This is a genomic window from Pedobacter antarcticus (genome assembly GCF_900103515.1).
Lineage (GTDB): Bacteria > Bacteroidota > Bacteroidia > Sphingobacteriales > Sphingobacteriaceae > Pedobacter > Pedobacter antarcticus.
Map to the genome: position 1 here is coordinate 25,545 of NZ_FNGZ01000001.1, position 13,042 is coordinate 38,586.

General features: G+C 42.3%; 10 protein-coding genes. 2 read left to right on the forward strand and 8 right to left on the reverse strand.

What is annotated here, in order from left to right; all coding sequences use genetic code 11:
* Positions 1-24: 24 nt before the first annotated feature.
* Entirely contained in the window at positions 25-948 is a 924-nt protein-coding gene (locus BLR53_RS00130; RefSeq protein WP_234797508.1) for a cation diffusion facilitator family transporter, read from the forward strand.
* Positions 945-1,394: an NUDIX domain-containing protein gene (locus tag BLR53_RS00135; RefSeq protein ID WP_037440419.1), complete on the forward strand. Its 450-nt coding sequence runs from the start codon at positions 945-947 to the stop codon at positions 1,392-1,394. Before BLR53_RS00130 ends, BLR53_RS00135 begins: the two co-directional genes overlap by 4 nt.
* On the opposite strand, the gene pdeM is transcribed toward BLR53_RS00135, so the two are convergent.
* From pdeM to BLR53_RS00175, 8 genes are all read right to left on the reverse strand, one after another.
* Positions 1,395-2,030 carry a ligase-associated DNA damage response endonuclease PdeM gene (gene pdeM, locus BLR53_RS00140; RefSeq protein ID WP_074586044.1) on the reverse strand — a complete coding sequence of 212 codons (636 nt, stop codon included), beginning with the start codon at positions 2,028-2,030 and terminating at the stop codon, positions 1,395-1,397.
* Positions 2,031-2,032: 2 nt separating this feature from the next.
* On the reverse strand, positions 2,033-4,516 hold the full coding sequence (locus BLR53_RS00145; RefSeq protein WP_074586046.1) for a ligase-associated DNA damage response DEXH box helicase: 2,484 nt from the start codon (positions 4,514-4,516) through the stop codon (positions 2,033-2,035).
* Positions 4,513-6,105, reverse strand: coding sequence for an ATP-dependent DNA ligase (locus BLR53_RS00150; RefSeq protein WP_074586048.1), 1,593 nt, complete (start codon positions 6,103-6,105; stop codon positions 4,513-4,515). Before BLR53_RS00150 ends, BLR53_RS00145 begins: the two co-directional genes overlap by 4 nt.
* Before the next feature lies 1 nt (position 6,106).
* The gene (locus tag BLR53_RS00155; protein WP_037440411.1) at positions 6,107-7,129 is read right to left on the reverse strand and encodes a ligase-associated DNA damage response exonuclease; all 1,023 of its coding nucleotides are present in this window, start codon (positions 7,127-7,129) and stop codon (positions 6,107-6,109) included.
* 316 nt (positions 7,130-7,445) lie between these two features.
* On the reverse strand, positions 7,446-9,620 hold the full coding sequence (locus BLR53_RS00160) for a S9 family peptidase (RefSeq protein WP_037440409.1): 2,175 nt from the start codon (positions 9,618-9,620) through the stop codon (positions 7,446-7,448).
* A 20-nt stretch (positions 9,621-9,640) separates the two neighbouring features.
* A complete protein-coding gene (locus BLR53_RS00165) occupies positions 9,641-11,509 on the reverse strand; it encodes an LTA synthase family protein (RefSeq protein ID WP_037440406.1) in 1,869 nt (622 codons plus the stop codon).
* 61 nt (positions 11,510-11,570) lie between these two features.
* Positions 11,571-12,242 (reverse strand): hypothetical protein, encoded by a 672-nt coding sequence (locus tag BLR53_RS00170; RefSeq protein ID WP_037440454.1) that lies wholly within the window; start codon positions 12,240-12,242, stop codon positions 11,571-11,573.
* 17 nt (positions 12,243-12,259) lie between these two features.
* A complete protein-coding gene (locus BLR53_RS00175; RefSeq protein WP_037440404.1) occupies positions 12,260-13,036 on the reverse strand; it encodes an enoyl-CoA hydratase/isomerase family protein in 777 nt (258 codons plus the stop codon).
* Between the last annotated feature and the right edge of the window lie 6 nt (positions 13,037-13,042).

Sequence of the window (13,042 nt, forward strand, 5' to 3'; positions counted from 1 at the left end):
TCCCTTTTAATCAGTGTTGTACTGATGCTGGCAAAATTCGGGGCTTATTTTCTAACAGGGTCTAACGCGATTCTGACAGATGCAGCAGAAAGTATAGTTAACGTAATAGCCAGTAGCTTTGCCTTTTATAGCATTTATCTCGCTACCATCCCTAAAGATGAAAACCACCCTTACGGTCATGGGAAGGTAGAATTCTTTTCTGCATTTGTAGAGGGAGTGCTCATCGGTCTGGCCGGATTGATCATTTTGGTGAAATCGGGATATGACCTGGCTTTTCCGCGGGAGATTAAGCAGTTATTAGACGGTGCGGTTATTATAGGTGCAACAGGCCTGATTAATCTGCTTGTTGGATATTATCTGATTAATACCGGGAAAAAACATTCTTCATTAACATTAGAGGCCGACGGTAAACATTTATTAACCGATGCGGTGACCAGTGGAGGTTTGGTTGCAGGCATTATTCTTATTCAGCTAACGCAAATTTTCTGGCTTGACAGTGCAATATCTATTGTACTTGGCCTGTATATTTTATATAATGGATATAAGCTAACCAGAAGATCAATCGGTGGCCTGATGGATGAGAGTAATATAGACCTGGTTAATTCCATTGTCGTCCTTTTACAGCAAAACAGGCAGGATGCTTGGATTGATGTTCATAATTTAAGAGCCCAGCAATACGGAGCCGATCTCCATATTGACTGCCATGTTACACTTCCTTATTATTATGACCTGAATCAGGTCCATCAGGAAATTTCGGCCATAGATCATATGATCAATGGAAGCGGCGAACGTGAAACCGAGCTGTTTATACATGCCGACCCATGCCTGCCGGAATGCTGTAATTACTGTAAAATGAAAAATTGCCCTGTTCGTCAGGAACCCTTCCGGGCAGAAATTCCCTGGAATTCAGATAATGTCACTAAAAATAAAAAGCACTTTAGTCAATGAGTTATTTTAATGTAAGAGTTTACGGTTTACTGATTAATCAGGCTAACCAGATTTTGGTTAGCGATGAACTGTCAGGAGGCAGAAGTTTCAGTAAGTTCCCTGGTGGGGGACTGGAATATGGAGAAGGCCTGATCGATGCGCTCAAGCGTGAATTCATGGAAGAGTGTAATGCTGAAATTGAGGTGATCAGTCATTTTTATACGACTGATTTCTATGAGAAATCGTCTTTTAATGATAGCCAGATCCTAAGTATCTATTACCTGGTCAAAGAGAAAAATCCTTTGGAATTAACTTATAAAACGAAAGTCTTTGATTTCGATCCGGATTGTGTACAGTCGTTTCGCTGGATTAGCCTTTCTGAATTGAAAACTACAGATGTAACCTTCAAGACAGATCAGACCGTTGTTCAGATGCTGCTTTCTTTGATTGCTCAATCAGCAGATTAATCAAACCTGAAGAACCCGGTCACTCGCTATAGCATAATAGGTGCCACCATTTACGGCCGGGATCCTGCTCAATCCCGTAAACTTACTGAAAGCAGGAAGTATTGCGGTGTGGTCGCCAAAGTAAAAGCAAGGCAAATGTATGCGCTGTCTGGACCTCCCATACAGCGTTACACCCGGATGAATATGGCCGGAGATATTGTAATATTCATCCTGCCGCTTTGGGGGCTCATGGATAAAGCGATACGGAAAGCATAAATATTCTTTTTCGTAAACCTCAATATCCATCGCTATATAGTCTTCTGGAGTGAGCAGGTCATGATTACCTTTAATCAGTTTGAGATTGAGACTCGGGTATTTTTTACGCCATTCCTGGAATAGAGTGACTTCAGTATTCAACTCAAAATGGACCAGATCGCCAGTAATAAGCAGTATATCCGGGATAATATTTTCAATAAGGTCACTTAATCTTTCTAAATCATCCGTTGCAATTGTAGCAGGAACCGGAATTCCGGATTTTCTGAAATGGGCGGCCTTGCCAGTATGAAGATCGCTGATGATCAGCATTTTTTTTCGGGGCCAGTAAATTGCCCTTTCAGGCATCAGTGTGATTTGTTCGTCTCGGCAATTAATAATCATGCTTATTTCTTTCTCTTTCCTTTTTGTGATTTTTTCTCCGCTTCGGCTGTCATACGCAGTATGCGTTCCCCTAGTTCTTCAGTGCTCATCTGTTCACGCAGACTGTCAACTTTGATTGGAAAACAAAGGGGGGTATAGCTCTCAGCATAAACTACCACTATCTTACTCAATTGAATTCTGTGCAAAGCTGCGGCCAACCTTGGTTCCTCTATCTGCTGATAAAATGCTTCGTCATAAGCTTGACGCAATAATAAGTTATGTTTGTCATAATCACTGAAAACGTTGAAAAATAGTGCCGCTGAAGACTGCAGGTGTTTGTTAGCTACATATTTGCCAGGGTATCCCTGAAATACAAGTCCAGAAATACAGGCGATATCCCTGAATTTTCTGCGTGCCATTTCCGTCGCATTAATACTGGCTACGATGTCTTCACCGAGGTTTTCCGGAGTAAAAAGAGATTTCATTTCGTCTTCGCTGACCGGAATAGGTTTTTCACTCAGTAATTCAAAGCCGTAATCATTCATTGCTATAGAGAAACTGATCGGTTTGATTCTTCCCAGTCTATATGCAATAAGGGCAGCCATGATTTCGTGCACCTGCCTGCCCTCAAAAGGATAGGCGAAAAGATGATAACCGTCTCTGGTCTGAATCATTTCAATAAGAAATTCATCCGCAGAAGGTACATGTGAAACTTTAGCCTGCCTTTCAAATAACGGCTTCATCAGCGCCATTTCCTCGTCCTGAGGATTTTTATCCAAAGCCTGGTTATACTTGAAACGGAGAACTGCGCCCAGGTTGGCACTTAAAGACATTCGCCCACCGAGCCAGCTGGGCGACAGGGCGGTCTTCAATTTGCTTATCCGGACCATTACCATCATTTCCTTAACCATAATAAACTCCAGTACACGACCGGCAAGGGTAAAGCTGCTGCCTGGTTTAATTTTAGCAATAAAAGATTCTTCTACCATACCGATAAACCCACCTGTCAGGAACTTCACCTTGAGCATTGCATCGCTTACAATAGTGCCGATGTGGAGCCGGTGCCGCATGGCAATCTGGCGGCTCTTTACTTTATAAAGACCATCTTCTTTTTCTACTTTACTAAATTCGGTATAGGCAGTAAGACTGTCTCCTCCTGTTGTAATGAATTGCATGAGCCATTCCCACTCTGAGGGTTCCATTTCCGAAAAAGCATGGGTGCTTTTTACCTGCTGATATAAAGCCTCTTTTTCAAATCCATCGCCGACAGCCAATGTTACCATATATTGAATTAGAGTGTCAAAAGCCATTACAACAGGCTCTCTGCTCTCTACCTGATTGTGTTTTGCCGCCTCTTTGATAGCAGCAGCTTCTACCAGTTCAAGCGCATGAGTAGGCAGAAAATAAATTCTCGAAGTTTCGAAAGGAGAGTGTCCGCTACGTCCGGCTCTTTGAAGGAACCGCGCAACTCCTTTGGGAGATCCGATCTGTACAACTGTGTCGACTGGCTTAAAATCTACACCGAGATCCAGAGAAGATGTACTGATTACTGCTTTGAGCGCTCCTGTGTGGATAGCATCTTCAATCCAGTTCCGCAATTCAAAATCTATGGATCCATGATGGATAGCCAGTTGTCCGGCTAACCCTTCATCTAATTTTAACAAATTCTGGTACCATAATTCAGCCTGTCCCCTGGTATTACAGAAAATAAGTGTTGTTTTGCTCTTCGCAATGATAGGCAGCAGTTTATGTGCTAGTTTATGGCCCAGATGCCCGGCCCAGGGTAACATATCGATATGGTCCGGCAGAATACTTCTGATTTCAATTTTTTTCTGGATATCAGCAATAACAATGGTCTTCAATAACTCGGGGTAAGGAACCAAGACCTGCAGTGCCTGTTCCATATTACCAATTGTAGCAGAGATTCCCCAAATGCGTAAGAGTCTTTCCGGATGACGGCTGGTAACCAGTGCTTTTATTCTGGAAATAGCCAGTTCGGCCATCACACCTCTTTTACTGCCCATTAGTTCATGCCACTCGTCAGCAACAATACATTTGAGCTCATTGAAATAACCGGACGTGTTTTTTTGTGCCAGTAAAATATGCATGCTTTCGGGAGTAATAATCAATACTTCCGGCATTTGCTTTTTCTGCTTAAGTTTTTCACTTGAAGAGGTATCTCCATTTCTGACACCGACATGCCAGTCGAGCCCTAACTCGAGGCAGGCAGCCGTCATCGCTCTGGCCAGATCTTTAGCAAGAGAACGTAAAGGTGTTATCCAAAGCAATCGCGTACCATATTTGCCGCCGGGTTTATTTAATTCGTCAATTACAACAGCCAGGAAGACCGAAAATGTTTTTCCGAAACCCGTTGGTGCATTGACCAGCCCGCTATAACCCTCTGCATAGTATTGCCAGGTCTCAGATTGAAAATCAAACGGCTTTTTACGCTGACTGCGCAACCATTTCATCACCTGTTTATACCCTTTACTTTTTTCCAGTATCATAAAGTAGACGTATAAAGTTGACGGAGGTCTTCCAGGGTATTGATCTCTGCAGCGATTTTATCTTTCCTCCAGCGTGCTATTCGTGGGAATCTCAGGGCAAGCCCGGCTTTATGCCTTTTGCTGATAGCAATTCCCTCGAATGCGATTTCAAAGACAAGCTCGGGTTTAACCGTTCGTACCGGTCCGAATTTCTCGATTGCATTTTTTCTTACAAAGGAATCTACTTCTTTTATTTCTTTATCGGTTAATCCAGAATAAGCTTTGGCAATAGTGATTAACTGTTCTCCGTCACGGATGGCAAAAGTATAATCTGTAAAGTGATTGGCACGGCGTCCGCTGCCTTTTTGGGCATATATCATAACCGTATCTATCGTATAAGGATTAATCTTCCATTTCCACCAATCACCTTTCTTTCGTCCGCTATGATAGGCTGAAGTCAGTTTTTTAAGCATTATTCCTTCACTGTTCATAGCGCGCGATTCTTGCCGGATCTCTGCCAGTTCTGTCCAGTTTTCATAAGTAATCACTGGAGATAGGACTGCTATATCTTTGGTTTTGAGCTGCATGGTTATCTCTTCCAATAACGCCCTGCGTTCACTTAAAGGCTGCTCCCTTACGTCCTTCGCCTTGTATTCCAGTAAGTCATACATGAAAAAGCCTACTGGAATTTCATTTAACTGATTTTTGCTGATTGTTTTTCTATTCAGTCTTTGCTGAAGTATACTAAAGGGTTGTACTTTACCATCTTTCACAGAGAGAATTTCACCGTCCAGCACAGTACCATCCGGAAGTTCATCCATCAAAAAACTGAGTTCCGGAAACTGGGCTGTAACCAGCTCTTCTCCTCTGGACCAGATAAAAAGCTCTCCGTTTCTTTTAACAATCTGCCCGCGAATACCATCCCATTTCCACTCTGCCTGCCACTCCTGCGGTTGCCCCAAGTTATCTGCTTCTGCCTCCAGTGCATAAGCCAGGCAGAAGGGATAGGGCCAGGAGCTATCTGTATTAACATGTACACCTTCAATCAGTTCCGTATATGTTATCTCCGATGGATCCCATTTTCCCATGATACTGTGCATAATTTTACTGCTATCGGTATCACTTTGTTTAGCCAGCGCATTGACCAGCATTTTAGAAGATATGCCGATCCTGAAGTTTCCGGAAATCAGCTTATTGAATATAAATCGTTCTTTAGTATTCAGCTGGTCCCATGCATCCAGGATAAATGTTTTTTTTTCTTCATCAGTTTGCCCGTTTAACTGCGCAAGTTCTGTAATCCATTGATTTAAAGGTTTATCCGTCTGTTTCGAGGCAGGGGGGAGAATTAAGGCGATCGTTTCGCTCAAGTCTCCAACACTGTGATAACTCTCGGCAAACAGCCAGTCGGGTATCTGACTCAGCTGGGTAGCCCATTCACGTATTAGTGCTGTAGATACCGGTCGCCTTGGTTTTTTACCTGTAAAAAGAGCAATGACATAAGGTTTGTCCTTATCATTGGCGGTACTGAAGTATCCAACTAAAGCCGCAAGCTTGTCATTGGTCTTATTGCTGTTTTCCAGCTCATGTATGAGTTGTGCGAATCTTTTCAATTTATGCTTCCTTTAAATTGGTTACTGTTTCTGCAGTTTCCTCTTCTTCCTCTCCGTATCTGGTCTGTACTTCACTGGCAGTTATACCAATTTCATTCAGGTATTTGGTAAATGGGGAAACGAAACCATGTGTTACATATACTTTTTCCGCGCCTGTTTCGTGTATAGCCTGCAACAAGCCCTGCCAGTCAGCGTGATCACTCAAAGCGAAGCCGGCATCCGCAGAGCGCCACCTTCTGCCTGCACGCACCTGCATCCAGCCGGAGCAAATACCTGTAGCAGCAGATTGCAGACTCTTCATCCATTTCCCATCTGCCAGTGCAGGCGGAACAATAACGATTCCCTGCTGTAAGGTTTCTTTTTTAATTTCCGGCGTAATACGAATCGTTTCTGGCAGGTCTACACCCGCTTTGATCAATCCCTCATTCAGGTTTGCTATGGAAGAATGTACATAAATCGGGCATTGAGCTGACAGATTTTTAATTAAGCGCTGAGCCTTACCCAGACTGTAAGCGATTAATACACTGGTTTTCTGCTGATCATGGTTGTCGGAGACCCAGTTGCTGATTTCTTTAAAAATCTCCTGTTGTGGCTGCCATTTATAGATAGGAAGACCAAATGTACTTTCGGATACAAATGAATGGCATCGAACCGGTTCGAAAGCAGTGCTGATCCCGTCATATTCTACCTTATAGTCACCTGAAACTACACAGATTTCTCCTTTATATTCAAGTCTGATCTGTGCAGAACCAATAACATGCCCCGCAGGGTGCAGCGAGACTTTTACTCCGTTGATTAAGATCTGTTTGCCGTAAGGAAGCGTTTCTACCGGTAAATCCAAACCCAGCCGCTGTTTTAGAATAGGTTTGGTTAAGTCATGGCATAAATAGGCTTTGTTTCCCCACTTTACATGATCTGCATGCCCATGTGTTGTAACTGCGAGGTCTACAGGTTGCCATGGGTCTATATAAAACCTGCCCTGTGGACAATAAATTCCTTTTGAGGTAAATTCGATAATTGCCATGTTGACAACAACAATACCCGCGCGCTAAAGTTTGCCGGTATAACCGAAGGCGATTTGTATATGACATCTGCCTTTTTATAACTTATAGTCTTGTGAAATGTTTTTTCAATGTAAATTCATTATCTGTTCAATATTCCTTCAATTCCGATTGAATAAACAATGAAGAAGGAATGAAGGAACAATGAAGGAACTATGAACAAACCCTTGGCAAAACCAGAAGATGGACAGCGCTTAACCCTGAGTTAAATCGAAGCATTCTTAAAAATAACAGCACAAAAAAAGGGGAGCTAAAAGCTCCCCTTTAAAGGAATTGGATTTATTTACCACCCGGAGGACAAAATTGCTGCAGGAATGTGGTATAAGTTTTGGCGAGATGTTCACTTGTTCCGGCTCCTTCGTTAATACTGTGACTCCGGTTCGGATAGGACATTAATTGAAAGACCTTACCATTTTTAATCAGCTCGTTAATCAGCAACTCGGCATTTTGATAATGCACATTGTCGTCACCTGTGCCGTGAATATAAAGCAGGTGGCCCTGCAGGTTCTTTGCGTAAGTAATAGGGGATCCTTTAATATAAGCCTCTTCTGTCTTCAATGGAGAGCCCATATAACGCTCCTGATAAATATTGTCATAGGTCAGTTGGCTGCCAACTGCTGCTATAGCGACACCGGTTTTGTAGATTTCCGGATACTGGAAAAGCAGGTTTAACGTTGACGAACCGCCACCACTCCAGCCCCAGACTGCTACGCGGTCTTTGTCTATAAACGGCCAGTTAACGATTTGTTTTGCCGCCTGTGCCTGATCTCGGATATTGAGTGTACCTATGTTTTTATAAATACTTTTTCTAAACTCTCTTCCTTTTGGCGCTGGCGCACCCCGGTTTTCGATAGAAATATAAACATAGCCATCTTTAGGCATATCACCATAATACAGAAAATTGTAACCGGTGCCGTAAGTGTCCGTAACAGTTTGTGCCGCCGGTTCACCATATACATAGAATACTACAGGATATTTTTTTGTGCGGTCAAAATTATCTGGTTTCTTCATCCAGCCATCCAGTTCTACACCGTCCTCGGTTTTAATTTTAAAGAATTCGACTTTATTAGCAGGCGGTTTCACTGCAGCAAGTTGATTTGTAATACTACCTTCCATAGTGAAAGGATTGCCGGTATTCAACCGCATCCATTCATGAATCGGTTTGATCTCAGCACTTTCATAAGTGTGTTTTGCAAAAAGACCGTTCGGAGAGATATCGTATTCATGTGTCCCCGGCAAGATAGAAGGGGTTACCATTTCTGCGGTACCCTTGCCATCCAGTCTGGTCTGATACAGATATTTCTGAGTAGCATTGGTTGGTGAAGCCATAAAATAGAATTTATTGTTCTTCTCATCTACCAGGCTGCTTTCTATCACATCGTAATTACCTTTGGTAATTAAATTTTGTTTCTTACCATCTTTGGAAATACTGTACAGGTGTCTCCATCCGTCTTTTTCACTAGTCCAGAGAAACTCCTTATTGTTGTTAATCCATTTCCAGTCTTCAGCCGCATCTATCCATGCTTTGTCATTCTCAGTCAGAATTGCGGTCACATTACTGGTTTCAGCATTAGCGACAAATAGTTTACTTGTATTCTGTTCGCGATTGAGCTGCTGCAGGATAATCTCGTTTGAATTTGGTATCCAGTTCATTCTGGGAATATAATGCTGAATGGCATCACCAGGAACCTTTAACCAATTTGTAGTTGCAGTAGCGACGTTAACCACACCTATTTTACAGGACGAAGGGTCTTCGCCAACTTTCGGATATTCTACCGGAATTGTAAAAGGATAAATGGAGTCTGTGTTATTAATCATTAGAAAATTGCGGATTTTCCTGGCATCGAGCTGCCAGTAGGCAATAGTTTTACTGTCCGGGCTCCATTTGAATCCATCGCGGCAATCAAATTCTTCCTCGTATACCCAGTCGAACGTTCCGTTGATAAGTCTGTCGGTACCATCAGAAGTCAGGGCCTTTGGATTGCCTCCGGAAGCCGGCTCCACAAAAATATTATGACCACTCACGTAGGCAACCTGGTTTCCGTCAGGCGAAAATTTAGCGAACATCAATGATGATGCAGGCTTATCTGTCCCTAATTGGTGCAGAGCGTTGCTTTTAAGGTCTACCACCCAATAATCTCCACGGGTTTCATACCGCCATACTTTTTTACTATTCGTGTAGATCAGAACTTTAGAACCATCAGCTGAAAGCTGAAAACTCTTAACTTCCAGAGGGGGGGCACCCTGCGGCCTTAGCAATGTACTGTTAACTACCGTTTTTCTTTCATTTGAGGGTAGGCTCACCAGTGTGATATTCCCATTGTAAATCTGATAATAGCCATTACCATCAGCAGCCCAGTTAATGCCTTTGTTCGGCTGAGCAAATAATACTGAAGTGTAAAAGCATAAAAAGAGTGTGAAAGTGAGTCTGAAATAATGAAAGGGATACCTCATAAGATAAACTGTTTTTTTTTTTAAAGTGCCAGAAACGATTCATAAACCTGCTGCAAGAATGATTTACTGTTATTAAGCAGCTCAGTTGTACGTTCTTTTAGTTCAGGATGCGTGTTGTAAAGGATTCTCTGTCCTACATTATCAAATGTAACACATTGCTGGTTATCAATAAAGCCCATCCCGTTGTCCCAGCTAAAAAAAGCAAATGGTTTAGTCTGCGGATCAAGCAGGTTTTTGCTCCAGGTATAGGGCTTTGCATCAAGTCCAAGCTGGTGCAACAGGGTGGAAGCGAGGTCTATCTGGCTTCCTACCTTATCAATTATTTTACCTTGGTATTCTTTTTTAATCACGTCACCAAAAAACAACATCGGTATGTGATAGCGCTCCGGTATGTAAATTTCTTCTCTCCCTTTAGGCTGAATATGTCCGTGGTCAGCCAGCATAATGAATAACGTATTTTTATACCAGTCCTGCTTCTTTGCAGATTCTATAAACGCATTCAGGCAGGAGTCGGTATAAAAAGCCGTGCTTTTAAACTTCTGGAGATTGTCTGCATTACCAAATTTATAAGCTCCCGGAAGTTCAAAAGGTTCGTGATTCGTAAGTGTAAGCTGAACAGAAAAGAACGGTTTGGAAGCCTTATTCAGTTCTTGCAGCTGACGATTAAATACAACGCCATCATACGCGCCCCATTTGGAATTCATGTCTTTTGCGTCAAAATTGCTTTTGTCGACCACCATCTCTATATCATGGCTCAACATAAAAGCCTTGTAGTTATCGAATTCAGACTGTCCGCCATAGAAAAAAGAAGTATGATAGCCCAATTTTTTAAAGGCTTGTGGTAAAGCTGGTATCTTTTCCATTTTGTCGGTGTATTTTACGACATTTTCGGCAGCCATAGTGGGGAAGCCAGCTAACGTGCCAATTACCCCCTTATCCGTACGGTTCCCGGCAGAGTAGATCTTGCTAAACAGGATGCCGGATTTGATCATTTCATCAAAGTTAGGCGTAATACCTTTTTCCTGCCCTAAAGTTTCAGTCAAGTCTGCCGTGAAACTTTCCATGATAATCAATACAATATTGGGGCGGTCTGTATTGAGCATTTTGACTGTCGAATCTGCTTTTATCGGATATAGAGCCTGCATTTCCCTGCTCACCTGATCCTGCGGGAAGAACTGATATTCATTCTTGTGTTTGCTGTTAGACTTAATCAGGCTATAAACCAAATTCCATTCTGTATTAACAGCTGCATGATTAAGTGTGAGTACTTCGCTATAATAGGCCATGCTCAGATTATTGGTAGATACACCAATACCACCACGGACCATTAGAAAGTTTACGCCTAATAATAATGTGCCGTATATGATTTTAATCCAAAACGGGCTCTTCTGCGGACTTATCTTATCCTGTATAAGTACTTTATTCAAAAATATACCAGAAGCGATCAGGATAGCTAAAAACAGCAGGTTCTGGAGGATGGGGGAGGACGCACTGGAGGCCAGGGCCTCATTTGGCGTGCGGAACGCAAATTCTAATGCTTTTGCATTAATTTTGCTACCCCACTCTCTGTAAATATTCAGGTCGGCGACGGCAATTATACCGAATACGACCACAAGAACGGTGTTATAGATCTTTATCCACCTTAACTGTATATGGTGCTTGCCAGCCACATAACAGGCCAAAAGGTATAATAGCGGGACAGCAGAAACATAACCTGTCATGGCCAGGTCGAGCCTCAACCCATGATAGAAGGCAGCTATGCATTCGGTTAAAGTAGTACGACCGGAGATGCTGCTATAAAAGACACTCAGAAAAATAACTCGTTCCAGAAAAAAGAACAGCATCCACAACAGCAGGAAGCGCGTAAAAAAAATCAGGCTTTTTAACATCGCTCCAAATTTAATGAAATGCGATGTTAAAAAGCCTGAACCTTTAAATTTATTAAACCGGTTATTGTCCGCCCATTGAACGCAGTGCATCCATTGTGGTCAGCTCATAAGAAGGAGGTACATCCAAGGTTAAAGGACCTACTTTGTCTTCGTTCAGGTTTTTAATAGTAACAGTTGCTTTTACACCATTTTGCGTACGGGTAAATACTACCGGAGTACCTTTTACAGCTTTAAATTCTTCTCCAATAATACCTTCAGGCAACTGAATATCTGTAGTAGCCCAAAGCTCATTTTGCACACCTTTATCATCCTTATAAGTGTATTTTTCGGTATCGTATGTACCTATTTTTTTCTTTTCTCCGGTGGCTTTAAAGTCCGTCAGAACAGGTGTTTTACCCATCGATTCCTCAGTTTCTTCTTTAGTTACTTTTACGGCAAATTGTTTTTGTGCAATCGGCACATCCACCAGAAGTAAACCAGTTTTTTGAAGACCGTCTGACAGTATGGTTATTTTTGCCGGTCCTTGTTCCATTTCTATCTTCAGGATGTTACCATTAAACTTGAACTTTGTCTCTGCAGGCAGTTGAGATGCCATAGATTTTTGTTCAGGCGTAAGTTCGTAAGTCATGCCATAGGTAAGGGTTCCTTCGTTTACTTTTTTCTGAGCCTGTGCAATAACGGCCGTGCCGATCAGTATTGCTGCAACGACAGTAGTTTTAATTGATTTTAACATATTTGTTTGAATTGATTTTACCATTTAATCTGCTCTTTCTGAAGAAAGGCGGCAATACCTTTTTTGAAGTCTTCACTTTCCCTGACCCTTGCATTTAACTGCACTGCAATATTCAGACTCTTTTCCAATCCAGGATTAGTCGTTTGGCCTATGAGTTGCTTTGTGATCATCAGCGAGTTACCTGATGTTTCGCTGCACAGTTTTAAGGCATACTTCCTGACTTCGTTCTCTATTTCATCTTTAGGGTAAATATAATTGATCAAATTATAGGCCAGAGCTTCACCCGCAGTGAATAAATCTCCGCTAAGCAGAATTTGTTTGGCGATTGTTTCAGAAGTCTGGCGAACAAGAAAGCAGGAAACAATTGCAGGAACGAAACCCAATTTAACCTCTGTATAGCCAAACAAAGCCTCAGGGACGGCAAAAGTGAGATCGCATATGGTAGCTAAACCGCATCCTCCGGCTATCGCATGTCCTTCTACCTGGGCAATTACAACCTTGGGCAGATAATATAGCGTAGTGAATAGTTTTCTCAAATTCTCGGAATCACGTACATTCTCTTCGAAGGTGTTATCACTCAATTCCTGCAGATAGGCCAGGTCTGCGCCTGCGCTGAACACAGATCCTTCGGCTTTCAAAATTACAACTTTAACCTGTTCGTCTTCGGCAGCCCTGAGCAGGGCCTGCGTTAGTTCACTGACAAGCTCCGGACTAAAAGCATTTCTTTTTTCCGGCCTGTTCAGTGAGATGGTTGCAATTCGTTCCTCAACAGAATAAAGCAATAGTTCGTTCATCTACCA

Bases quoted from the DNA above. Each gene is read 5' to 3' on its own strand.
- BLR53_RS00165 (WP_037440406.1), bottom strand. From the start codon at position 11,509: ATGTTAAAAAGCCTGATTTTTTTTACGCGCTTCCTGCTGTTGTGGATG.
- BLR53_RS00170 (WP_037440454.1), bottom strand. From the start codon at position 12,242: ATGTTAAAATCAATTAAAACTACTGTCGTTGCAGCAATACTGATCGGC.
- BLR53_RS00155 (WP_037440411.1), bottom strand. From the start codon at position 7,129: ATGGCAATTATCGAATTTACCTCAAAAGGAATTTATTGTCCACAGGGC.
- BLR53_RS00145 (WP_074586046.1), bottom strand. From the start codon at position 4,516: ATGATACTGGAAAAAAGTAAAGGGTATAAACAGGTGATGAAATGGTTG.
- BLR53_RS00130 (WP_234797508.1), top strand. From the start codon at position 25: ATGCTGGCAAAATTCGGGGCTTATTTTCTAACAGGGTCTAACGCGATT.
- BLR53_RS00175 (WP_037440404.1), bottom strand. From the start codon at position 13,036: ATGAACGAACTATTGCTTTATTCTGTTGAGGAACGAATTGCAACCATC.
- pdeM (WP_074586044.1), bottom strand. From the start codon at position 2,030: ATGATTATTAATTGCCGAGACGAACAAATCACACTGATGCCTGAAAGG.
- BLR53_RS00135 (WP_037440419.1), top strand. From the start codon at position 945: ATGAGTTATTTTAATGTAAGAGTTTACGGTTTACTGATTAATCAGGCT.
- BLR53_RS00160 (WP_037440409.1), bottom strand. From the start codon at position 9,620: ATGAGGTATCCCTTTCATTATTTCAGACTCACTTTCACACTCTTTTTA.